At 27.5% G+C, this 25,282-nt stretch carries 21 protein-coding genes and 1 pseudogene; 14 read left to right on the plus strand and 8 right to left on the minus strand.

Annotation, left to right across the window (positions count from 1 at the left end):
* Nucleotides 1-343: 343 nt before the first annotated feature.
* From BTO18_RS08505 to rlmB, 3 genes are all read left to right on the plus strand, one after another.
* Complete coding sequence (locus BTO18_RS08505; protein ID WP_105015807.1) at nt 344-3,559, plus strand: SusC/RagA family TonB-linked outer membrane protein; 3,216 nt, start codon at nt 344-346, stop codon at nt 3,557-3,559.
* A 20-nt stretch (nt 3,560-3,579) separates the two neighbouring features.
* Entirely contained in the window at nt 3,580-5,070 is a 1,491-nt protein-coding gene (locus BTO18_RS08510; RefSeq protein WP_105015808.1) for a RagB/SusD family nutrient uptake outer membrane protein, read from the plus strand.
* Nucleotides 5,071-5,201: 131 nt separating this feature from the next.
* Nucleotides 5,202-5,957 (plus strand): 23S rRNA (guanosine(2251)-2'-O)-methyltransferase RlmB, encoded by a 756-nt coding sequence (rlmB, locus tag BTO18_RS08515; RefSeq protein WP_105015809.1) that lies wholly within the window; start codon nt 5,202-5,204, stop codon nt 5,955-5,957.
* Here the strand turns inward: rlmB and BTO18_RS08520 are convergent, their stop codons facing one another.
* Nucleotides 5,958-6,626 carry a rhomboid family intramembrane serine protease gene (locus BTO18_RS08520; RefSeq protein WP_105015810.1) on the minus strand — a complete coding sequence of 223 codons (669 nt, stop codon included), beginning with the start codon at nt 6,624-6,626 and terminating at the stop codon, nt 5,958-5,960.
* Nucleotides 6,627-6,704: 78 nt separating this feature from the next.
* Between BTO18_RS08520 and BTO18_RS08525 the strand changes: the two genes are divergently transcribed.
* Nucleotides 6,705-7,976, plus strand: coding sequence for a replication-associated recombination protein A (locus BTO18_RS08525; RefSeq protein ID WP_105015811.1), 1,272 nt, complete (start codon nt 6,705-6,707; stop codon nt 7,974-7,976).
* Here the strand turns inward: BTO18_RS08525 and BTO18_RS08530 are convergent.
* The 4 genes from BTO18_RS08530 to BTO18_RS08545 all read right to left on the minus strand — a co-directional run bounded on the left by BTO18_RS08530 (nt 7,973) and on the right by BTO18_RS08545 (nt 11,388).
* Entirely contained in the window at nt 7,973-8,749 is a 777-nt protein-coding gene (locus BTO18_RS08530) for a hypothetical protein (protein WP_105015812.1), read from the minus strand. The genes BTO18_RS08525 and BTO18_RS08530 overlap by 4 nt on opposite strands.
* Before the next feature lies 1 nt (nt 8,750).
* Nucleotides 8,751-10,127, minus strand: coding sequence for a DUF5723 family protein (locus BTO18_RS08535; RefSeq protein WP_105015813.1), 1,377 nt, complete (start codon nt 10,125-10,127; stop codon nt 8,751-8,753).
* Between the two features lies 1 nt (nt 10,128).
* Nucleotides 10,129-10,632, minus strand: coding sequence for a hypothetical protein (locus BTO18_RS08540; protein WP_105015814.1), 504 nt, complete (start codon nt 10,630-10,632; stop codon nt 10,129-10,131).
* Nucleotides 10,633-10,704: 72 nt separating this feature from the next.
* Entirely contained in the window at nt 10,705-11,388 is a 684-nt protein-coding gene (locus BTO18_RS08545) for a YjjG family noncanonical pyrimidine nucleotidase (protein ID WP_105015815.1), read from the minus strand.
* A gap of 74 nt (nt 11,389-11,462) precedes the next feature.
* Here BTO18_RS08545 and BTO18_RS08550 point away from each other — a divergent pair, with 74 nt between their 5' ends.
* Genes BTO18_RS08550 through BTO18_RS08560 form a run of 3 tightly spaced genes read left to right on the plus strand, consistent with a single transcriptional unit; the run spans nt 11,463 to nt 15,769 of the window.
* A complete protein-coding gene (locus BTO18_RS08550) occupies nt 11,463-12,599 on the plus strand; it encodes a glycosyltransferase family 4 protein (RefSeq protein ID WP_170063252.1) in 1,137 nt (378 codons plus the stop codon).
* 3 nt (nt 12,600-12,602) lie between these two features.
* Entirely contained in the window at nt 12,603-14,507 is a 1,905-nt protein-coding gene (gene asnB / locus BTO18_RS08555; RefSeq protein ID WP_105015817.1) for an asparagine synthase (glutamine-hydrolyzing), read from the plus strand.
* Nucleotides 14,504-15,769, plus strand: a complete 1,266-nt coding sequence (locus tag BTO18_RS08560; protein WP_105015818.1) for an oligosaccharide flippase family protein — start codon at nt 14,504-14,506, stop codon at nt 15,767-15,769. The genes asnB and BTO18_RS08560 overlap by 4 nt, the downstream gene beginning before the upstream one ends.
* Here the strand turns inward: BTO18_RS08560 and BTO18_RS08565 are convergent.
* From BTO18_RS08565 to BTO18_RS08575, 3 genes and pseudogenes are all read right to left on the minus strand, one after another.
* Nucleotides 15,749-16,657 (minus strand): hypothetical protein, encoded by a 909-nt coding sequence (locus BTO18_RS08565; protein ID WP_105015819.1) that lies wholly within the window; start codon nt 16,655-16,657, stop codon nt 15,749-15,751. The two genes, BTO18_RS08560 and BTO18_RS08565, sit on opposite strands and share 21 nt — an antisense overlap.
* Nucleotides 16,658-17,962, minus strand: a complete 1,305-nt coding sequence (locus BTO18_RS08570) for a polysaccharide deacetylase family protein (protein WP_105015820.1) — start codon at nt 17,960-17,962, stop codon at nt 16,658-16,660.
* A gap of 40 nt (nt 17,963-18,002) precedes the next feature.
* A pseudogene (locus BTO18_RS08575) lies at nt 18,003-18,089 on the minus strand (JAB domain-containing protein); the annotation flags it as partial.
* A gap of 276 nt (nt 18,090-18,365) precedes the next feature.
* Between BTO18_RS08575 and BTO18_RS08580 the strand changes: the two are divergent.
* From BTO18_RS08580 to BTO18_RS08610, 7 genes are all read left to right on the plus strand, one after another.
* Nucleotides 18,366-18,947, plus strand: a complete 582-nt coding sequence (locus BTO18_RS08580) for a Crp/Fnr family transcriptional regulator (RefSeq protein WP_105015821.1) — start codon at nt 18,366-18,368, stop codon at nt 18,945-18,947.
* A 74-nt stretch (nt 18,948-19,021) separates the two neighbouring features.
* Nucleotides 19,022-20,179, plus strand: a complete 1,158-nt coding sequence (locus tag BTO18_RS08585) for an Acg family FMN-binding oxidoreductase (protein WP_105015822.1) — start codon at nt 19,022-19,024, stop codon at nt 20,177-20,179.
* A 193-nt stretch (nt 20,180-20,372) separates the two neighbouring features.
* Entirely contained in the window at nt 20,373-21,464 is a 1,092-nt protein-coding gene (locus BTO18_RS08590) for a helix-turn-helix domain-containing protein (RefSeq protein WP_105015823.1), read from the plus strand.
* 96 nt (nt 21,465-21,560) lie between these two features.
* On the plus strand, nt 21,561-22,112 hold the full coding sequence (locus tag BTO18_RS08595; protein WP_105015824.1) for a porin family protein: 552 nt from the start codon (nt 21,561-21,563) through the stop codon (nt 22,110-22,112).
* Nucleotides 22,113-22,361: 249 nt separating this feature from the next.
* Complete coding sequence (locus tag BTO18_RS08600; RefSeq protein ID WP_105015825.1) at nt 22,362-23,252, plus strand: hypothetical protein; 891 nt, start codon at nt 22,362-22,364, stop codon at nt 23,250-23,252.
* A gap of 107 nt (nt 23,253-23,359) precedes the next feature.
* Nucleotides 23,360-24,517: an Acg family FMN-binding oxidoreductase gene (locus tag BTO18_RS08605; RefSeq protein ID WP_105015826.1), complete on the plus strand. Its 1,158-nt coding sequence runs from the start codon at nt 23,360-23,362 to the stop codon at nt 24,515-24,517.
* A gap of 51 nt (nt 24,518-24,568) precedes the next feature.
* Nucleotides 24,569-25,279, plus strand: coding sequence for a hypothetical protein (locus tag BTO18_RS08610; RefSeq protein ID WP_105015827.1), 711 nt, complete (start codon nt 24,569-24,571; stop codon nt 25,277-25,279).
* The last annotated feature ends 3 nt before the right edge of the window (nt 25,280-25,282 follow it).

Raw genomic sequence — 25,282 nt, forward strand, 5'->3', positions numbered from 1 at the left:
ATTACGAATGGCTTTTTGGGAGTTTTTATCTTTATATACATGTTGAATTATTTTTTTCAATCTTTAAATTGATTTATAAATAAAAAAAAGAATGTTTATTAAAACAACAATTCTTTAGATAAATTAATAGAACAACTAACTAAATTTTTAACAAAAAATTCAAATAAAATTTAACTATACATAAAAAAAAATATAATATTATGATAAATACATCAATAAAATAGTGTTATTCTCAAAAAAATTAATGTTGATTAAAAAACTTTCTTAACAAAATAGTGTTAAAAAATTGTTTTTTTAAGTTTTATTTAAGACTTTTGACTTAATTAATTCAAATAATTATACAATGAAAACAAAGTTTAATGGAATTTTAACGCTATTTATAGCGTTTGTAGTGCAAATATCATTTGCACAACAAAAGACTATTTCTGGTACTGTTTCTGATAGTTCAGGTAGTTTACCAGGTGTAAGTGTAGTAATCAAAGGAGGTACAGTTGGTACAGAAACAGATTTTGACGGAAAATATTCTATAAAGGCCTCTTCTGGGGATATTCTAGTTTTTAGATATTTAGGGTATAAAACAGTGGAAAGGACTGTAGGAAATTCAAATTCGATTAGCATAATTTTAAAAGAAGATGCTAATGTTTTGGATGAAATTGTAGTGACAGGATATGGTAGTACAACCAAAAGGTCTTTTACTGGTACTGTTAAAGTTGTGAAAGCCCAAGAATTAGAAAAGAAGAACTTTGCTAACGTAACTCAAGCCTTAACTGGAGAAATAGCAGGTGTAAACGTTATAAATACTTCAGGTCAGCCAGGAACAGTAGCTACAGTGCGTATTAGAGGTTTTGGTTCTGTTAATGGTAACAGAGCTCCACTATATGTTGTAGATGGTGTACCTTTGTCTGGAACAATAAATGCAGTAAATCCTTCAGATATTGAAAGTACTACAGTATTAAAAGACGCTACTGCAACTGCAATTTATGGTTCTCGTGGAGCAAATGGTGTTATTTTAATAACTACGAAGTCAGGAAAATCTGGTGTTAGCAATATTGAAGTTGATTTTAAAACTGGTGTAAATTTTCAGAATATTGGGGATTATGATGTAATCACAGATCCTGACGAATATTTGGAATTATCATGGTTAGCTTTGAAAAATTCCAAACCTACAAACTCAACTTTAACAGATGCAGAATATGCAAATGCAAATCTTTTTGGTGGTGCATCTATAGATCCAAATTACAATTATTATACAACAAACGATGTTTCACAAATAATTGATCCTACTACAGGAAGAGTTAGAAGTGGTGCAACTCGAAGATATACTCCTGAAAACTGGAGAGATTTTGCTTTCCAATCTTCGATTAGAACCGAAGCTAACGTTAAAATGTCTGGAGGTAATGATAAAACCAGATATTTTTCATCATTTGGATATTTGGATGATGTTGGATTTATTTCGAATTCTAGTTTTGAGCGTATCTCTACAAGGTTAAATGTAACTCATAAACCTGTTGATTGGATTACTGCTAATTCAAATATTGCATATACATATGGTGAAACAACTCAAAATGGACAAGGCTCAAGTTCAAATAGTGTTTTTTGGTTTGTTAATAGTATACCGTCCATATACCCTCTTTTTTTAAGAGACACAAATGGAGATTTCATTGATGAGCCTAGATATGGTGGTAACGTTTATGATTATGGTGATACTTACAGTAGAGGTTTTGGTTTGGGTACTAATGCTATAGCTGATGCTATTTATAATTTAGATCAAAATAAAAGATATACTTTTAATGGTAACTTTTCAGTAAAACTTAAATTATTTGAAGGTCTTACTTTTGAGTCTAAATATGGAGTTATGCATTTTAGTAGAATAGATAATAATGTCAATAATCCATTCTATGGTGCTTTATCTACAGCACAAGGTAGAATAAATCAGGTAAAAGATTCTAGACTCACTCAAAACTTATTAAATTTATTTAATTATACAAAAGATTTTGGAAATCATAATATAAACTTGATTTTGGCTCATGAAACAAATCAGAGTGACTATGAAACATCAACTGTTAGCAAAGAAAAAGTAGTTAATTTAGCTAATGGTTTAACTTCTCTAGACAACTACATAATAGGACCTAATCCACCTTCTGGTTTTACTACAAAAAGATCTTTAGAAAGTTATTTTGGTCAAGCAAATTATGGTTATGACAACAAATATTATTTTACAGCATCTTTAAGAAGAGATGGGTCTTCGAGATTTGCAAATAACAAATGGGGAACTTTTGGTTCAGTAGGTGCTTCATGGGTTGTAAGTAAAGAAAGTTTCATGGAAAAAGCAGATTTTGTAAATTTCTTAAAAGTTAAAGCAAGTTATGGTTTAATTGGTGATCAAGCTGGTGTCGATTTATTTTCAGGACAAAACACCTATTCCATAAATAATTTAGGAGGTGAAATTGCTCTAGGTGTTAATGCAATACAAGATCCTAACTTAACTTGGGAAACTTCTAAAATATTACAATTTGGTACTGAATTTACTTTATTTAATAATACAATAGACGGAGCTATTGATTATTATATAAAAGATACTGAAGATTTAATATTTGACAGAAGGATTGGACCTTCTATTGGAGATGCTTTGATTAGAACAAATGATGGTGTATTGAGAAATTCAGGTTTAGAATTTGATATTACTGCGCATCTAATCAAGAAAGAAAACTTTAGTTTTGATTTTTCTATTAATGGTGCATTTTTAGACAATGAATTAATTACAATGCCTATTGAACCTGCCACAGGTTTACCAAAGATTTTAGATCAAAATGGTAATTATGGTAGAGCCGGAGGTCGAAGCATTTTTGACTTTTATTTAAGAGAATGGGCTGGTGTTAACCCTACCAATGGTAATGCTATGTGGAACTTATATTATCATGATGCTAATAGTAATGGAAATTTAGATACTGGTGAAGAAATTGCAAGTTTGACCGAATATTTAAATACGAATCCAAATAACGCTATTAGTCAAACCACAACTGAAACTTATTCTGATGCAACAGAAAAGTTTATTGATAAATCAGCAATTCCAACTGTTAATGGAGCTTTTAAATTGGCTGCTAAAATATATGATTTTGATATTAGCACACAATTTGTTTACAGTCTTGGAGGATATTCTTATGATAATAGATATGCAGGTTTAATGTCTAACTCTCAAGTAGGTAATGCAAACTACAGTGTAGATATTAGAAATAGTTGGCAAAATCCTGGTGATATTACTGATGTCCCAAAATTACAAAATGGTTTAAATCCACAAGTTAATAGTGCTTCATCTCGTTTTGTAACTTCTACTGATCACTTGGCTTTAAATAACTTTAGAGTTGGTTATACAGTGCCACAAAAATTTCTTGGAAAAGTAGGTTTATCAAGTATGAATCTATGGCTATCAGGAGATAATTTATTCTTGTTATCAACAAGACAAGGTTTTGATCCTAGAATTTCTCAAACAGGTAACAATAGTGTATATAATTATTCACTTTTGAGTACTATGACTCTAGGAATAAGAGTTAAATTTTAATAATTAAAAATAGTAAAATTATGAAAAAAACATATGTAAAATATTTGTTATTACTAGTAGTAATAATATCATTAAATGCCTGTGGTGAAGATTTCCTTGAAACTACACCTACAGATGAAATTGCTGTTACTGATCTTCAAGAAACAGCTGAAATAAGTCCAGAAATACTAGAATCTACATTAAGAGGTGTTTATACAATGATGTATGATTTAGGTACAGGAGGTTTAGGAGGTCATAATGATTTTGGGCAAAAAGCTACTGATATTCATACAGATTTACTTTCTGCTGACATGGCTTTATCAAAAAACACTTACAGTAGATTTAGATTAATAGCACAATTAATACCTACAGTAGATTTCACCTACAATACAGGTAATTATATGCACTGGAGATATTATTACAGGATGATTAGATCTTGTAATCTAGTCATTTCTTCTGTTGGAGGTAATGATGCTCCAATAACAAATGCTAATAGATTCACAATGGGGCAAGCTAAAGCAATGAGAGCATATGCTTACTTTTATTTATCTCAAATATATATCCCGGAATATTCTGAAACGTCAACAATACTTCCAATATATATAGATTCAGAAAACCCTGAAAATCAACCTCAAAGTACAACTAAAGATGTATATGATTTAATGATTTCTGATTTAACACAAGCAATCTCGTTATTAAATAACTTTACTAGAACTCAAAAATATGAGATGAACAAGGATGTTGCAAAAGGTTTATTAGCATATGTATATGCCTCTATGGGTACTAGTGATGCTAACTTAAAAGCAAAAGCTTTAGCTGAAGAAGTTATTGCTGCTGGATATCCATTAACTACACAAGCTCAAGCTTTAGGTGGTTTTAATGATGTTACAACTCCAAGTTGGATATGGGGTGTTGATATTGATGCTAATACAGGTAAACATTTACATTCTTGGTGGGGTCAGATGGATTTATTTTCTTATAGCTATGCTTATTTTGGAGATACTAAATCAATCGATAAAGGATTGTATGATTTAATCGATGCGAATGATGTTAGAAAAGGTCAATTTTTAAACAATCCAAATAGTGGATGGTATTTAGCTCCCTACAATAAATTTTATCACCCAGCTAGAACTCCAAGAGGTACTGGTTTATATACAAATGAAGATTACATATATATGAGAGCTGATGAGATGTATTTGTTATCGGCTGAAATGTCAGCTAAAGAAGGTCTGACATCTGATGCTAGAAACAGGTTAAAGCAACTTCTTGCATTAAGATATTCTAATGCTGCAGATTATGCATATGTTGATAATTTAACTGGTCAATCTTTAGAAGACGAAGTTTATTTACAGACAAGAATTGAACTATGGGGAGAAGGTAAAAGTTATTTTGCAATGAAACGTAACAAAGCTACTGTTACACGTGGTTCTAATCATTTATTCTTAACTGGTCAATCTTTTATGTATAATGCTGATGAACTAACTTTTGATATTCCACAAAGTGAAATTCAGAATAATATTAACATTAACTAGCATTTAGCTATATTTTAATTAAAAAAGCTACCTCAATCTATTGGGGTAGTTTTTTTTAGTTAATTTTTGTATTATTTTTTGATGTAAAATATAACTTTCGTTAAATATGCAAAAGTAATGTACTTATAATTATGACACCTAACCCAACAATTATTTTTGGAATAAGAGCATTAATTGAAGCCATAGAAAGTGGTTCTACTATAAATAAAGTATACCTACAAAAAGGATTGAGAGGTAATTTATTTTATGAATTGGATAAATTAGTAAAGGATAAAAAAATTGCAACAAGTACAGTACCTATTGAAAAACTAAATAGATTATCAAAAAATAATAATCATCAAGGTGCTGTAGCTCAAATCTCACCTATTGAGTTTTATGATTTAGAAAAATTAATAGAAAAAACAATTGAATCTGAAAAAATACCTTTATTTCTGATTTTAGATCAACTTTCTGATGTACGAAATTTTGGTGCAATCATTAGAACAGCTGAATGTACAGGTGTTAACGGTATTATAATTCAAAAAAATGGTAGTGCTCCAGTAAATGCAGAGACAATTAAAACTTCAGCTGGTGCTGCTTTTAAAGTCCCTATTTGTAAGGTAGATCACATAAAAGATGCGTTATTTTTATTAGAAGCATCAGAAATCAAAACTGTTGCTGCAACAGAGAAAACCAAAGATTCTATTTTTGATGTTAATTTTAATCAACCTATTGCAATTGTTATGGGTTCTGAACATAGAGGTGTTAATCCTTCTGTATTAAAAATGGTTGATTATAAAGTAAAACTACCTCTATTAGGTGAAATTGAATCTTTAAATGTATCTGTAGCTTGTGGTGCTTTTCTATATGAAACTGTTAGGCAAAGATTGCAAGTAGTTAAAAATTAACTATTCTAATTCTTGCTCATTCTCTACTTTTGGTGGTATATAATTTCCATTTTCATCAAATAACAAATCAAATTCAGTTTTTGTAAACTGATATTCTTTTTTTACAATTCCTTTTTTTCTATGGATAATTGCCAAAATCAAACCAACAAGAAAACCAGATAAATGACCTTCCCAAGACATACCTTCTTTAATCGGTAATACATACCAAATCATACTGCCATATAGAAAAATAATGATAAGTGATAATGCAACTAATCTAAAATGCTTTCTAACTATCCCACTAAAAAAAACAAAACTAAAAAGCAGGTACACAATTCCACTAGCTCCAATATGATATGATTCTCTTGCAATTAACCAAGTAAGAAACCCAGTAAAAAAACCACCAAATAATAAAACTTTATAAGCAACATCTTTATAAAAATAAAAAAGGGTGCTTAAGAGTACAAATAGAGGAATTGAATTGTTAAAAATATGACTTGTATTACTATGGATAAAATGAGTGCAGAAAACACCTCTAAAACCTTTTAAAGTTCGTGGGTATACTCCAAATTTATTAAAATTAAACCCAAATTTGATTTCAATCCAATAAATTAACCAAATAGCAACAACAAAAAGTGCTGGTACTATAAATATAGACTGTTTTAATTTTAAATGCTGTTCTTCATCCATCTCTAATAAAAAATAACAAATTTCTTTCCAAAATCATTTTTTACGATTTCTGTCAGAAATCTTTACTATTTTTACTTAATGAATGAACCTTTGGCAGAAAGAATTAGACCAAAAACACTGGATGACTACATTAGTCAGCAACATTTAGTTGGTAAAAATGGAGTTTTGACTAATTTAATAAAAAAAGGGATTATTCCGTCTTTAATTTTATGGGGACCTCCAGGAATTGGAAAAACAACCCTTGCCAATATTATTGCAGCAGAATCTAACCGCCCTTTTTACACATTAAGTGCCATTAGTTCTGGAGTAAAAGACGTGAGAGATGTTATTGAAAAGGCTAAAAAAGGTGGAGGATTGTTCACTGCAAAAAACCCTATTTTATTTATTGATGAAATTCATAGGTTTAGTAAATCTCAACAAGATTCTTTATTAGGTGCTGTAGAAAAAGGTTGGGTAACTCTAATTGGTGCAACAACAGAAAACCCAAGTTTTGAAGTGATACCTGCCCTACTTTCTCGCTGTCAAGTTTATATTTTAAATTCATTTGACAAAGAAGATTTGATTGCACTTTTGCATAGAGCTGTGAAAAAAGATGTTATCTTATCTACCAAAAAAATTACTTTAAAAGAAACTGATGCTTTATTACAAGTTTCTAGCGGAGATGCTAGAAAATTGTTGAATATTTTTGATTTACTAGTATCTACTGAAGATGAAATTGAAATTACCAATAAATTAGTTTTAGAAAAAATACAGAAAAACACAGTTAGATATGATAAAACTGGAGAGCAACATTATGACATTATTTCAGCTTTTATAAAATCTATAAGAGGAAGTGATCCTAATGCTGCTGTGTATTGGCTAGCAAGAATGATAGAAGGTGGTGAGGATGTGAAATTTATTGCTAGAAGATTGTTAATTTCTGCCTCTGAAGATATTGGTAACGCAAACCCAACTGCTTTAATTTTAGCTAATAATACTTTTCAGGCAGTTTCTGTAATTGGTAATCCTGAATCGAGAATTATATTAAGTCAATGTGCAGTTTATTTAGCAAACTCACCAAAAAGTAATGCCTCTTATATAGCTATTAAAGATGCACAAAGTTTGGTTCAAAAAACAGGAGATTTATCTATACCTCTTCACTTAAGAAATGCACCAACTAAATTGATGAAAGATTTAGATTATGGCAAAAACTACAAATATGCACATGATTATGATAATAATTTTGTAGAACAAGAATTTTTACCATATGAAATTTCTGGAACTAAATTTTATGAACCAGGAATAAATCAAAGAGAAAATAAGTTTAAAGAAATTTTAAAAAACAGATGGAAAAATAAATACGATTACTAAAATTTAATATTATAAGTTTTAATAACCAACTTATTATTTTCATAGAATTCTGCAATCCAATTCTCACCTTTTTTAGTTAATGTTCCATTTTTACCTTTTATGATAAAAACATCTTTAGTATTGGTTTTTAATAAAATAAAAACAACTTCTGGGGTAAGGTTTATCAATTGAAAACCATTTTCTTTAGGTTGAGCGTATAAAGTTTCTATTGTTGAGTTTATATCATTTTTAACAATAACTTTTTCTTCTACTACTGGTAGATTTACTTTTACTGCATCTTTTTTAACAATAGCCTTTTTAACAACATTTGTAGTATTTACAGTGTTTAAAGAGGGTTCTTTATAGCTATAAATAAAATCTTCTTCCATAGAATTATAAGCATTTCTAATTGCTTCCTGATATCCTCTTTCATAATCTTTTATCTTGCTTATTCCTATTTTAGAAGTATAAATTACTTTGCCATAACAATCTTTGATTATAATTGAATTTTTAATTCTAAACATAGAAGATTCATTTTTTACAGAAGCAAATAAGGCTAAACATCTGTTATCATTAAGCTCTTTAGGTAAATCTTCATTACTTAAGAATACTTTAAAAGCTTTCTTCTTAAATAAAAACTTTGTTAAAGAACTTGTTTTGTATTGATCTGAAGATTTTAAAAAATCAAACTTATCTGCAACAATGACATACTTATATTTATCTAAATTAATTCCTTGAGCAGTAGTTGAAATAGAAATTAAAAAAAAGAATAAGAATACTACTTTTTTTATCATACTAATTAAAAATTAAATTAACACCTAATTGTAAAGATACAGAATTTGCAGTAGCCAGATTTCTGTAAGCCAAAATATTATCGAACATACCATATAAATTTATTTTACCAAACTGCATAGATAAACCTGCACCTATATTTGAGTAAGAGAAATCATCTATTGTATATGTGAATTTAGCATGAATTTTTTTTGAAATTGATTTTTGATAAAAAGTTGTTAATGCTAATTGCGGACTTAAAGGTCTAAAAACATTAAATAACTGAACACCAATAGCATCTGTGTAAAAATCTTTATATGTATTGTCATAGCAATATTTACTACGTTTCTCACCAAAACTGTACTTTAATGCTGCATTAATTTTTGTAGGTCTCCAAGAAATATAGGATTCATTATCTTCTGTAGTTGGTAATTCTTGTTTAAATCGTTCATCTATTTGTTCCCAATAGTTACCATTATTATTGGGATCGAAAGTAAAATCAACACCTTCAAAAATAAAATTACCTTTAGTTTTTGTATTCTTAACGTTCTTTTTATGATTAATAAATCCGAAATCGATAATACTACCCGAAAATTCTAGCTGATCAGTAATTTTATAAGTTAATCCTACATCTAAACCGATTCCTAAATTACCACCTAAAAAAGTGTTTCCAATAAAAGTACCTGCATTTTCTATATATTGTTCTGTGTTTGAGTCTACTAATCCAGATGTTTTTAAATTAATATCAACATCATTAAAATAATGAGTGTAAAGATTGTTAGTTCCTTGGGTGGTTGTAAAAGTTCCAGAGTTATTATTTGTTTCAATATTTAATGCAGATGAGTATATTTTAAACCTACCTCCTACTGTTAATTTATCATTTATTTTTCTTGTAATTCCTGCATGTAATACTCCAATAACATCTAGTTTATAAATAATTTGAGAAGCACTAAAACTTCTATTTAAATAAGCATCATTACCTTCATTAAATAGTGTTAAAAAATCTTTGGGATAATAACCAATGGCATCAATTTCATTATAAAATCCGAAACTAAAATAATTTTTAGAATCGTATCGAAAACCACCGCTCAAAATCTCAATTTGTGTATTGAGCTTTAAAAAATCTCTAGGTGATAAAGAGTTTAATAATGAAGTAACTTTCTGATTAACTGTTCTATTATCAACACCAAACAAATCAGATAAAACAGCACTTGAAGAACCAATTTCTGTAGAAAAACCTGATAACAATGGAACCCCTACATGAAATTTATAATTGGTTTCTGAAGCAGGATTTAACAACAATGTTTGAGGAAGTTCTGCAAAACCAAACAAAACTTGTTTGTTTTGTGCTATTGATTTATAAAAAAATAGCACTATTAAAATGAATATAATTTTTCTCATTCTAAAGCTCTGATTCTATAAAAAAAGTTATTGATGATTTAAACTCAAACTCGCTGGTATCATTAGGATTCATTGGAGTTCCAGTATTTTCGATAGAAGCTATAATTCTTACCTTGGCTGTATTTAAAACAGATTGATTTGTGGTAACATCTATCTCTTCTAAATAAGTAAAGTTTAAATCATTCTCTTGAACTTGTATTGGAGTGAAAGAATACAATAAACCATCATTTTCACTTAAAAACTCTGCTTGTATGGTTACATCTCTATTGAATTCGTTTTTAATTTCTGCATTAAAATTAATCTTAACTACATTTTCTCTGATATAAGTATTTTCAAAACCTTCAAAACGTGTTACATCTCTAATTTCAAATTGTTGAACACCATTCGAATCGAAAAATTGAAAAGGAACTACTTTAAAATAAGTTAACGCAGATGTGAGTACTGGCTTATGAATATAATTATTTATCTGATTAAAATCTAACTTATCAGAACAAGATACTATCATAAAAAAGCTTAATAGAAAGCTTATTTTTTTGAGGGATTTCATGTTTTAGTTTTTTATAAAACGTTTTTAATATTAAAGATATTGTTTTATTTCTTTGAGTGATGTAATTGACGTAAAATCGTTTCTCTTTATATCTTCATTCTCAAAATTACAATGAATTGCAGTTAAACCGACATTTAATGCTCCTTCAATATCAGCTTCTATACTATCACCAATCATAATAGAATTTTGCGGAGTTGCGTTTGCAGATTGCAAAGCATAATTAAATACTTTTGGGTTTGGCTTTTTTACACCCACAGATTCTGAAGTAATAATTTCATCAAAATAATGTAAAATATTAGAAGATTTCATTTTTATTGTTTGTATTTCTTCAAATCCATTTGTGATGATGTGGAGTTTGTATTTCTCTTTTAAGTACTCTAAGATTTCAAAAGTACCATCAAATAAGTTTTTAAAATGAGGTAAACAATCTATATATTCAATAGCTAACTTGTCTATTAAATCATCAGAAATTGTATAATTTATAGCATCAAAAGCTTTTTTTAAACGTTGATATCTCAATTCTTTTTTGGTAACTTTTTCTTCTCTATACAACTTCCAATATTTTCTATTTATAGGTTTATAAACTTCAAGAAAACCTTCAATTTTTATTTCTATATTATTGTTAAGAAATATTTTCTGAAAAGTTAAATCAGAATTTTTCTCAAAATCCCAAAGAGTATGATCTAAATCAAAAAAAATGTGTTCTATTTTCATTTTCTAAAAGTAAAGATTATTGTTGAGTTAACTATTTATTAGTTGCTATATTTGTGATGTTAATTGATATTTTTTTGAACAGAAAACTTCATATACTTTTTTTATGTGGCTGGTATCCATCAAGGGTATTTCCCAACAATGGAGATTTTATTCACAGACACGCAAAAGCAGTTTCATTAAAACATAAAGTTTCTATAATTCATATTATTTCTGATGAAAACAACATGAAAAATATAGAAATAGTTTCTGATAAAATTGATGGGGTACACACTCATATTGCATATTTAAAAAAAACAAGAAATCCTTTACAAAAAGGAAATCAATTTTTAAAAGCATATAAAATACTATTAAAAAAAGTAGGCTTTTTTGATATGATTCATTTGAATGAGCTTTTCCCTTTTGGTGTTTTAGCTCTATATTCTAAATGGCTTTCAAAAAAACCCTTTATCATCTCTGAACATTGGACAGATTATAAATTTCCATTATCTAATAAAATTTCAAAAATTCAAAAATCTATCTCTAAAATTATTGCTAAAAATGCAAGCTTTATATGTCCTGTAACATCAGATTTAAAAAATTCGATGCAAATTTTTGGTTTGAAAGGCACTTATAAAATTGTAGAAAATGTAGTTGATACAGAAGTATTCTTTCCCATAAAAAAAGATGCTGGAAAGTTTACAATAATTCATATTTCTAATATGAATGATGCTCATAAAAATGTATCTGGCATTTTAAATGTTGTTCAAAAAATTCAAGAAAAGACAAGTACTATTTTAGTAAAAATAATTGGAGAAAATGCTATGAAATACGTTGCACTAGCAAATGATTTAAACATAAATCCTGAAATTATAGAATTTATAAATCATGTGCCTCATAGAGAAATAATTGCTCATTTACAGCAAGCAAATCTCTTTGTACTTTTTAGTAACTTTGAAAATTTACCTTGTGTAATTTTAGAAGCTTTTGCTTGTGGAACACCAGTTATCTCAACAAATGTTGGTGGTATTAATGAATATTTTCCTAATGATTTCGGTGTCTTAATTCCGCCAAAAGATGAACAAAAATTAGAAATAGAAATCCTAAAATTTTATCATAAAAAAAAGGGTTTAGCATCAAAAGAAAAAATGCATACTTACATAAACGAACATTTTAGTGAAAATGCTATTGCTGATAAATTTCATAACTTGTATGTAAAAACTCTAGAAACCTAGTGTATGTGTGGAATAGCAGGAATTATCAGTTTTCAAAATCAAGCCAGAAATGTTGATGGAATCATACAGATGACTCAAAGTTTGAAACATCGTGGACCAAATGACGAAGGTTATATCTTGTATTCTGATGAGGGAATTCAGCACTATTTTGGAGATGATTCCATAGAAAAAGATTCAAAACACATTAATACAGCTTTGGGTAAAGGTGCTAAAGTTAGTTTTGGATTTAGACAGCTAAAAATTATAGATCTTTCCTCAAAAAGTCATCAGCCTATGGCTGATAATTCTCAAAAATATTGGGTTATTTTCAATGGTGAATTGTACAATTACAAAGAAATAAAAACAGAATTAAAAGGTTTAGGGCATCATTTTTTTTCTAATTCTGACACAGAAGTAGTTATCAATGCTTATAAAGAATGGGGAACGAATGCGTTACAAAGGTTCAATGGAATGTTTGCTTTTGCAATTTTAAATACAGTTGATAAAACTGTTTTTATAGCAAGAGATAGAATTGGTATAAAACCTCTGTATTTTTATCAAAATGAAAGGTTTTTTATTTTTGGAAGTAGTGTAAAAGCTATTATAAAATCGAAGTTGTATCAACCAGAAATTAATTGGGAAGGTTTGTGGCAAAATTTTAGATTTACAACTGCACAAAGACCTCATACCGTTTTTCAAGACATTTTAGCATTAGAACCTGGGCATCATTTATTAATCAATTTAAATGACAATTCTGTAAGCAAAAATCAATATTGGGAAATTCCTACACAAATTCAAGATTTTAGTTTATCAGAAGAAAAAGCAACACAACTTTTAGAAGAAAGCTTACACAAATCTATCAATTATAGATTAATTTCTGATGTAGAAATTGGATCTTTTATGAGTGGTGGAATTGACTCTTCTTTAATTTCTGTCCTAGCAGCAAAACAAAAACCTGACTTAAAAATATTGACGTTAGCTTTTAACAACTTTAAAGAATTTAATGAGGTAAATCAAGCCAAAGAAACTGCAAATTTGCATCAACTCAATCAAATTGTTTTAAATGCTGATGTAAATAAATTTTATAGAAATATTGAGGATTCTATAATTTGTTATGAAGAACCTTATCACACCATTTCTGCAAATTATTTATTATCTGAAATGGCTGCAACAAACAACTGTACAGTAGTTTTAAGTGGTTTAGGTGGAGATGAGCTTTTTGGAGGTTATGATGTCTATAGAAAAATTCCTTTATGGGAAAAGCTTAAAAAAAATAAAAATTTTATTGATTTTTTACCAGAAATTCATCAGAAGATAAAAAAAGGAAAAGCAATAGCAAATTGTAAAACGCTTGGGGAATATTATAGTCATTATTATACAAATTTTCAAGATAAAGAAATTAATAATCTATTTATAGAGAAGAGTATTGATACAACTTATACTTTAGAAAATTTATATGCTTCTAAAAAACAATTTACAGATACCTTTGAAGCTATGAGTTTTTACAACTTAAAATCTTATATTGGCAATCATCAAATGAGAGCTTTAGATAGTACAACAATGGCTTTTTCTGTTGAAGGTAGGTTTCCTTTATTAGATCATAATTTAATTGAAAATGCATTTAGAATTCCAACTAAATTTAAACTAAAAGAAACTACTCAAAAATATATTTTAAAAGAAATTGCTAAAAAACACCTTTCTAAAAATGTAATACAAATGCCTAAAAAGGGGCTAAGCATTCCATTAAAAAATTGGGTAGAAACCTCTTTAAAAGATTTTATTTCTGATAACTTACAAAGTCTTGAAAATAGAACTATCTTTAATAAAAAAGCTATTAGAAATATTATAACATCTAAAAATGAATCAAAAATATGGCAGTTGGTTTCTACTGAAATTTGGCTACAAAATTTTATAGATAAACCACTATGAACCTGATTATAAATTATTTGAAAGATTTTTTTAGCAGATCTGGTAGTTATGTCTTTTTTGCCACAGTTATTGGGCGAATATTGTCTTTTATAGCTTCTTGGACTGCTTTAAAACTGATTTCAAATGATGATTTGGGTGTTGTACTTTTTGCATACAATATTATACTATTTTTGATTCCCATTAGTGGTTTTGGCTTGCATCAAAGTTTGATAAGATATGGAGCTTTAGCCAAAGAAAATAAGGATAAAAATAGTATATTTTTATACGTTTTAAAAAAAGGATCAGTAGCTTCCCTTATTTTAATTTTCTTAATCATTGGGATTAGTTTTTTTATCAATTTTCAATTTGAAAATACATTTCTTTACATTGTAATTCTTTCTTTTATCATTTTACCCTCCTTCTTTTTTGAAATCATAAGAGCCCAATTTAGATTACAACATAAAAACAAATTATTTGCTTTTACAGAATTTATACATAGCATTATTTTATTAGTAAGTGTTTTTTTATCAAGCTATTTCTTTCAAGAAATTGGGTATGCAATTGCATTATTAATTACACCTTTTATCTCTTCTATTTTATTTATCAAAAAACTAAATATTGACTTTTCATCTAAAATAAAATTAGAAGTTACAAATTTTGGATTTTGGAAATATGGTTTTTTTGCAAGTTTATCTAACGTAGTTACACAACTGCTCTTTGTTATTGATATTCTATTGATTGGCTACTTGCTTTCTAATACAGAAATGATTACCAATTATAGATACATTTCTTTAATTCCTTTTAGTTTATTATTTCTTCCAAGAGTTTTTATTGCTACTGATTTTGTGAGTTTTACAGAGAAAATTTATGATAAAAACCACATCATAAAATACATTAAAAGTTATATGACTTTTTTCTTTTTTGTGAGTGTTATTGCACTTTTAATTTCTTGGTTTTTTACTGATGAAATATTGTCAATTTTAGATAAAAATTTTATACAATTTTCAGATACATTTTTAATTTTGATGATAGGAATTACTGGAATTTATATTTTTAGAGGTTTATTTGGAAACCTATTATCCTCTATTGGAAAAGCTCACATCAACTACTATATTGCTACTTTCGGAGTACTTTTAAATATTGCTAGTAATTATTATTTAATTCCAAAATATGGAATTATTGGGGCTGCTTTTACGTCTGCTATTTTAATGTGGATAACAGGAATTCTATCAGCTGTGATTTTCTATTTTCTCTACAAAAAATTACTTTTTAAAAAACTTTAAAAATAGTGGTAAGTTGTTATATTTAAGTTGATAATATTTTTTAGTTTCTGCTCCAAAACTCAAGAAATAATTGGCAATATTTTTCATTGATGAACCTCCAAAATGAAAAATAGTATTATTTGTTTGATATTTGTAAATAGCTCTATCAATCAAAAAAGTACTTGCACCATTATTTCGATTTTTAAAATCTGTTGAGGAAACCAAAATAGTAACTTCTTTTTTGTGTTTTAAGAAAAAACCAGAAGCAACTAAATGATTATTTTTATCATAAATAGAAAGTATTTCACCTACTCTTTTATCAATACAAACTTTAATTATTTTTTCTAAATTTTGATAATCTTTTTCAATAATATTGGGCGTTCTTTTACCTACATTCTCTTTAAAAAGATGAATTAAATTTGTAGATTTATCATTCCATTTTTCAATTAAATAAGATCTTGGAGCCTTTTTTAAATCCTTTCTTCTATCCTTTCTATAGGCTTTATAAATGGTTTCGTAATTATCATTTATAGATAATATTTGCATTTGTTTCTCTAATAAAAAAGCGTTTGATTTCTCTATAAAATTTGCTGTATTTAATCGAGATTCAGCATATTTAAAATGGTTTTTAAGTTTATCAAAAAAAATAAAATAATCAATATTATTATCCAAAGAAAAAACACCTAATTCTAATGTCCAAAAAGGAGGATAAATGTATTTAATCCTTGCTTTTTTACGAAATGGCATTGGCATTACTGCATCATAATCATCCAAAACAAAAACATCCCAATTATCTGCAACAATATCTAAATACCAAGAAAATGCATATATTCTACTTTGTATGGAATTTTCTATACAAGCATCGTATTTTTTAAGATCAATATCTTTTCTTTTTATATATTTTATCATTTAAGAAGTGGCAATTTTTAGCATAGATTCGTACAAACGTTTCCAGCCTTTCCAACGTAAATAATCGCTTAAACTTTCGTTATGAAAAAGGGTTATAAAAGTTCCGTTTACTGCTTTTACTTCATTTTTTAAATCTCTAATCTTACCTAAAGATTGTTTTGGAGTTAGCCCCATATAATCATTTAATGTAGTATCCATTAATGCAAAAGGATAAACTTTTAAAGGTGTTTGTATCTCATAATCAATATTATAAAAATAAAAAGGTGTGCAGGTGCTTGCTCTAAAACCTACATTACTTGCATAACCCATTGAATAATCTTCTTCTATTTCTAAATCGATTAAATGTTGGTAGGTTTCTGGTAAACTAAAACGCAAATAATGCTGTCTAGAATAAGAAACTGGCATATTCGTAATACCTTCTAAACGATCTTTCTCTTTTTTCAACATTGATGGATCTTGCATTGAAAAATAAGAAGGATGTAAACCTACTCTAGCATAATCAACCATTTCTTTTATCAGCAACCTGTATTTCTCTTTAGATGCAGAAACATTGGTGTCAAACGTAGTATAATCACCAATTAAAAAAAAGAAAATAGTTTTAACATTATACTCTTTTTTAAATCTTAACAATTTTTGAAAAGTATCAAAAGGATCGCCTTTTAAATTTGTAATTACTGCTATTCTATTCCAAATATCAAAAACTCTAAACTTGAATAAATCATTAAAAAAACCACCAATACTTCTTATTAAGCTTTTATATTTATAAGCAAAAGCATTATCAATATCAATTGTCGAAATAAATTCATAGTTTCTATTTTTATACTCATAATTTGGAAATCTCTTTTTTAGTATTTCTAAAAACTTATATGCCCAAATATCTACAACAGGCTTTTCTAAAAAGCCTTTTTTATATGACAAGCTTTGTTCAGCTGTGTATCGTCCATGAATATCTTTTACGTGAGGTAAATATTCTTCATAACGTGTAATTAAATAGAAACTAGCCGCAAAAATATCAAAAGGAATAGCAGATTTTATATTAGTAGCAAAAAAACATGGAACATTATCCCACTTTTGTATATTAATCTCTAAATCATTTACACCTTGCTCGAATAACAATTCATGGCTTTTAATAAAAAATTCGTTACCCAATGCAGTTTTAGTATAGGATATTTTAGGGCCATTATGAGCAACAAACTCTTCAACTTTACTAGTAAAACCTACTGGTATTAATAAAATTCTAGTTAGAATATGCTTGAATATATAACGAATTCTTGGTGTTATTTTATGGGTGTAAATTAATATCATTAAAATGAATTACAATTTAAGAGATTCCAATTTTGAACTATTACAAAACCTCTTTATCAGCAAAGCTAAAGTACGATTTTTCAGTAATTATCAAGTGATCTAGTAGTTTAATATCTAATATAACACCTATTTTTCAGATTACATTAAGAGAGTAAGTTTCTTAACAGGTATCTCTATTTTTAAAAAAAGATACTGATTTGTGTGATTCTATTATTTTAGAACTTCTATGACTTGAAAAATAATCTTTTATTTTTTTGAAGAGTCTAAATTTGCATACTTAAATTAAAATATCTAGAATTACAAATTCTAAAATGATTCAATCAAATTCTGAATCTTTAGCACTAATGATATTTAGAATATGATGTTGTTGTAGATTAAAATAACTAATTTTGAAAAAACACATATGATAATTCTTCAAGATTTTATAGAAAAAACAGGAGTTGAATTAAGCATTGATTGTAAAAAAGCACTTTCAAAATATTCAATTTTACATCTAAAAAAAGGCGAATATTTCCTAAAAGAAAGTCATTTATCTACCAAAATAGGTTTTATAATAAGTGGGTCTATCATTCATTATTATAATATTGAAGGAAAACAAGTTACAAGATGGGTTTCATTACATGGAAATTTTGTGACTGGATTTGTAAGTTTTGTAGAAAAAACACCGAGTTTAGAAAATCTCTTATGTATTAAAAATGTGGAAATGATTATATATAATAGAGATTATTTTATGAATATCTTAATGAAATTTAGAGAGATTCAGTTAGCTTGGAGAAAAATACTAGAACTTAATGTAATTGGTTATGAAAATCGTGTATACCAACTTCTAACAACTAATGCTGAAAAACGCTATTTGAATTTTCAAAAAACATACCCACAATTTGTATCTCAAGTTCCTCAAAAACACATCGCATCAATGTTAGGTATAGAGCCTAGACACCTTTCAAGAATTCGTAAAAAAATTTTAAAAAAAGAAATTAAATAGACATTTGTCCTTTTTATACAACAACCAATACATCAATTTTGTAAGGTAATTATTTAACTCTCAAAATTAGAAAAATGGATAGAAGGAAATTTATAGTTGGATCGGCTGCGTTAGTTACAATGACTACATTGTCTTGCTATGGTTACAATAACTCAAAGAAAATAACAAAAGATAAAATAAAACGACCTAGCCCTAATAATTTTAAAGAGCCTATTTTTAAAGCTATTGCATATGGAGTTAGTGCATCAAATCCGCACAATACTCAAGCTTGGAAATTTAAAATTCTTAATGATAAAGAAATGCTTCTGTTTGTAGATTCAACAAGAATTTTACCTGAAACCGATCCTTCAACTAGACAAATTCATATTGGTTGTGGTTGCTTTTTAGAAACTGCCTTAATTGGTATGACAAAAAAAGGTTACTCTTCCAAAATAGATTATTTTCCTAGTGGAGAATATAATATTTTAGAAATAGGAGAACTACCAGTTGCAAAACTATCTTTAAAAAAAGATATTAAAACTATAAATTCTCCTTTAAACAAAGTACTTCTTAATCGAAGAACTTCTCGATTAAAATTTTCTGATGAAGTTATCGATATTTCTACTTGGAATACTATCAGTAAATTAATAGGTAAAAAGCACAATAGTATACAATTAATTACAGATTTAGAAGCCTTAAATGTTATTAGACCTATTCTATCTGAAGGAATGAAAGTAGAAAGTTATACTTACAGAACTAATGAGGAATCTCGAAAATGGTTTAGAGAAAATGATGAAAGAATAGCAAGCAAGAGAGATGGGATTAATCTAGAAGGAAATGGGATTAAAGGTATTAAAAAATGGTTTGCAGAAAGAGAATTAAAAGGACTATCTTCTAAAGCATGGAATGACAAAAAAACATTAGATTTCACCTTAAAAAATCATAGTAAAAAAGTCAATTCTTCTTCAAATATCATTATTATTATATCAACAACAAATACCATGATAGACTGGGTAAAAGCTGGACAAGACTATACTCGCCTTCAATTATCATGTTTACTAAAAGGTTTTTTTATGCAACCATTAAGTCAAGTTTTACAAGAATTTGAAGAAATGAAATCTTTAAAATCTAGATTTGAAACTGAAATGAATGTAAAAGAAAACGAGAAAATACAGATGGTTTTAAGATGTGGAAAATCAAAAAAGCCTTTTTTAACTTATAGACGAGAAATAAAAGATATGATTACAGAATAATACTGCTAACCAATTTAAATTAAGTTATGTAATTTTTGTTAAATTAAAATCTAATAATTTTTAAAACCTGTCTTGTCTTTATTTTTAGTAAATAATTATGAGATATTTAATAAAATTGAAAATGAATTAATTTACATTTATAGCAAAATAGACTAATACTAATTTTAGTCTATTTTTTTTGATATGTTAAATAATGAGTGATACAATATTAGGTTTAGCAATTATTGCAAGTATTTTTATGGGCTATTTTATAAGTGTAGCTTTGATAATTACGCCTTTTTATAAAAGTAAAGCCAATAATTATCTGTCATTATCACTGTTCTTAATAGCTAGTTTAATATTTATAGGGTTATTAGATAAAAACTATATTGTTTTCACTTTTGTAGATAATATAGTGTTAGATCTCTTATTAGCCCCCATAATATTCTCATATTTTCTAGTTCATATTAATCATCCATTGCTCAAAAGAAATATTTACAAATGGTTATATGGACCATTTATTATTTCAATATTGCTTGAAATTTCTATTTATTTTTCAGATTATTTACTAAACTTACATAAATCATTTTTTGAGTTAATAATGAATGTTAAGGATTTATCATCAATAGCCTTTAATTTATTTTTAATTTTTTATGGAAGAAAATTAATATTGAATTCTAAAAATATTACTGAAAGTAAAAGACGTTGGTTATTAAAATTCAACTTTTTTATTATTTGTGTTTTTTTAAGTTTTATGTTGGCTTTTGTAGAGGAGTATATTTTCAATTCATCATATATTTTTATCATTTTATGGCTTCTAATTGGATTCTTTTTTTGGTGGTTTTTGTATAATGGAATATTTAGATTGCAGGTAATTGTTCAGAAAGAAGAAATTCATGAATATTTAAACTCAAAAAAGACATTAAAAACTATAGAAAAAAAGAAAATAAGTAACACTACTAGCTCTAAAATTGTAAGTCAGCTTTATAAACTAATGGAAGAAGAAGAAATTTACAAAGACCCCCTTTTGAGTAGATTAGATTTAGCGAAAAAACTAGACACAAATGAGGGTTATTTATCTAAAATTGTGAATCAAGAAATTAATAAAAGTATTATTCAATTTGTAAATGAATATAGAATTGAAGCTGCTAAAAGGCTATTACAAGATGCTGTTTTTAATAAATATTCTATAGAAGCAATTGGTATGGAAGCTGGTTTTAAATCTAAAAGTGCTTTTTACAGTTCGTTCAATAATAATGTAGAGATGTCTCCTGGTGCTTATAGAAAACTTCAAAAAACTTCCTAATTCGTTTAAACACCTCATTTCAGGACTTCTTAAACCCCAAAACCGCGTTTTTATTTTTATTTGGAACATACTTTTGCCCAAATAAAAATAAACAAAATGAAAAAATTAGTATTGACTGCTTTTGCAGTTTGTGGGTTATTAAGCACAAATGCCCAAGAAGTAAAATTTGGAATTAAAGGAGGATTAAACCTTTCTGAAATTAATTGGGTAAATTCCAAAAATAAATTTCGAACAACGGATTTTAACGCTGGTTTTATGGCAGAAATATCTCTTTCTGAAAAGTTTTCCATTCAGCCTGAACTGTTGTTTTCTGGTCAAGGTGGTTCCTCTATTAATTTAAGTTATTTGAATCTTCCTGTTATGGGAAAATATTATGTAACAGAAAGTTTAAGTTTAGAAGCAGGTCCACAAATTGGATATTTACTTTCTGCAAAAACTGGAGGCAGAAATGTAAAAAGTTCATTTAATAAATTTGACTTTGGTGCTAATTTTGGTTTGGGTTACAAGCTAAATAATGGACTTAATTTTGGTGTAAGGTATAATTTAGGATTAACTAAAGTTAATAAAACAAGCACTGCTAGCGAGTTTTCTAATATGGACAATAGAAATCAAGTTTTTCAAGTTAGTATTGGTTATTTCTTTTTCTAAAACCTATAATCTACAAAACAAAACCCAAGTTTAACTCACTTGGGTTTTAACAATTCAAACGAAACCTTTAACCAAAAGTATAATCTTTTCTCTAACTTGAAATAACAATTTAGTGTCTTTGCTAAAAGTCCTAATTCGTATAATTCTACTTTATCAGGACTTCTACAGTCTAAAAAAAACTTATTCATTTTAGGGTAAATATACTTTTGTAATCCAAAATAAGAAGTAAATAAAACAATATTTTCAAAAATGAAAAATCAAAATTATTCAATGGTAAACTTAATTGTCATAATACTATTTACAATTACTACAATATCATGTTCTAAATCTGATGATATATGTTCAGAAACGAATCTTTGTCAAAATAAAATATCACAAGAAATTAAAGACCTAATTTATTTTAAAGGAGAAGAAGATGCTCCAATAGTTTTTTTAAATGTACAAGGTGGTCCTAGTTTTACTTTAAGTACAAACGAAGTAGATACCTTTTTTGGAGGGGCATTTAAAACAACTGGCATTTTAATGGCAAACGTAAAACAAACACAAATGTTAAATCCTAGTATTCTAGAGGGTAATGATATTTCTTTAAATAAAGCTATCGATTTTAATACAGAAAGTGTGGAAATACTTTATAAAGTTATTAAATATTTTAAAGATCAAGGAAGAACAGTTTATGTTTTAGGAGTTTCTTATGGTGCGTTTATTACTCAAGATCTTATTGTAAAAAAAGGAATAACTGCAGCTGATAAATATCTAATTGTATCTGGCAGATTAGACATGAATGATGATATTTGGCAAGGATTATCAGAAGGAAAAGAAGGTGGATTTATAAATGGAACTACTACACAAATTGATAATATGCCTCATGCTAATGTAGTAGAAAGAAATACGTTAAGATTACAAGCAGGTTTTGGAAAAAATAGATATACCCAACTTTTAAACCCTATTAATGATTTATCCAATCTAACATATGTTTATGGAACAATTGATGAAGCAGTTGGTAGTCTTACAAATGAAGAAGTTACTTTTTTAGAATCTAAAAACGCTAGCATAATTTCTGGTCCTTTTAATCATACTGATACTTATAATCTTTTGATACTTCAGGCACTTAAAGATGCCTTTGGTATAGAAACAATCTAATCAACTAAACTTTGTTAAAATATTTCCTATTCATTTTAGAATAGTAGAATTTATAAATTCAATATTAAGCGTATAATTTATCAATTGTTGTGCTGAAGTAAATAATTATGAATAGAAGAAAATTTATAATCGGCTCTGGAGCTTTTGTTACAATGGTGAGTTTATCATCATACAGTTACATTGAATTAGGCAAAGACCTAAAAAGGGAAAAGATAAAAAGACCTAATCCTAACAACTTCAAAGAACCAATACTCAAAGCTATTGCTTATGGTGTAAGTGCTTCTAACCCTCATAATACACAAGCTTGGAAATTTAAAATAGTAAATGAACTTGAACTATTGTTATTTATTGATGCAACAAGAATTTTACCAGAAACAGATCCAACCACGAGACAAATTCACATTGGTTGTGGTTGTTTTTTAGAAACTGCTTCAATAGGCATGACACAAGAAGGTTTTGCGTCAAAAATATATTATTTCCCTGAAGGTGATTATGAAAAAAAAGAACTAGGCACCTTACCTATAGCAAAATTAATATTAAAGAAAAACATCAATGTTATTAGTTCTAATTTAAACACAGTTCTTTTACATAGAAAAACTTCTCGTTTACAATTTTCTGATGATGTTATTAGTAATTCAACATGGAAAAATATACTCGAATTAATTGGCTATAAACATAACGAAATTCAATTATTTACTGACGTTCAATTTTTAAGCAAGATTAAACCAATTCTTTCTGAAGGTATGAAAATAGAAAGTTATTGCTACAGAACTAACGAAGAATCTCGAAAATGGTTTAGAGAAAATGACGATAGAATTGAAAGCAAAAGAGATGGGATTAATTTACCTGGAAATGGGATTTTTGGGATTAAAAAGTGGTTTGCAGAAAAAAAACTAAAAGGTTTAGAATCCAAAGAATGGAATAATAAAAAAACAATAAACTATACATTAAAAAGTCATGATAAGAAAGTAACATCTTCTACTAATATTATTACCATTAAATCCAAAACCAACACAATGTTAGATTGGGTAAAAGCAGGACAAGATTATACTCGTTTGCAACTAGCTTGTTTGGCTAATGATTTTTTTACACATCCATTAAGCCAAGTATTACAAGAATTTGAAGAAATGAAAACTTTAAGAAAAAAATTCAAAAAATCAATGCAAGTAAAAGAGAATGAAAAAATACAAATGGTAGTAAGAGTAGGAAAATCTAAAGAGCCATATTTCAGTTACAGAAGAAGAATAAATGATATGGTTATGTAAATAAATTAAAAATATTAAAAAAGTTACCCTTATAAAATTTAATCAAAGACAATGAAAAAACAAATAATATTATTGACAATCGTGTTATTATCAATAACAACTACAAACGCACAAAAAGAAATAGAATCTTTAACCTACAAAGACACACAAGACTATTCATTCTTCAAAAAAGTTAAGAATAGAACACTAGTAAAAAAATACAGCACCATTAACGATAATATAATTAAAATCGGAGATACTGTTGTGTTAGGCAAACCTACATCAGAAGAATTAAATACTAGAACATATTCTTTAGGTTATGGAAAAAAAATAAGAGGTGGCTTATCAGATTCTAGAACTACAAGCAAAAAAGCTTATGAATTTATTCAAATGGGAAGACCAGCTGGTTTTGGAAATATTATGACTTCTTTAGCAGGAGAAGCTCAAATAAAAGCTAGTATTGATTTAAAAAACACAAAAACCGTTGTAAAAGAAATAAGAGCTTTTCATAGAGGTAGTAAAAGGAAACCTTTGTATATAGTTGTTGTTTTAGGCGAAATTAATGGCAGAGCGTTTGGACTAAATAAATATTTAAGTGTTATGGATGCTGAACTAGCAATTGAAACAGGAGAACTTTTATTAAAAAACAGAAAGATTACCAGATATGAAGCTATTTTAAAATTGAAAGAAGCAAAAGAATTAATGGAAATAGAGATGATGACAAAAAAGGAATTTGATGAATTAAAAAAGAAGCTTCGTCCAATAATACTAAAAAAGGGATAGTTT

Origin of the sequence: Polaribacter porphyrae (genome assembly GCF_002954685.1) — a bacterium.
GTDB classification, from domain to species: domain Bacteria; phylum Bacteroidota; class Bacteroidia; order Flavobacteriales; family Flavobacteriaceae; genus Polaribacter; species Polaribacter porphyrae.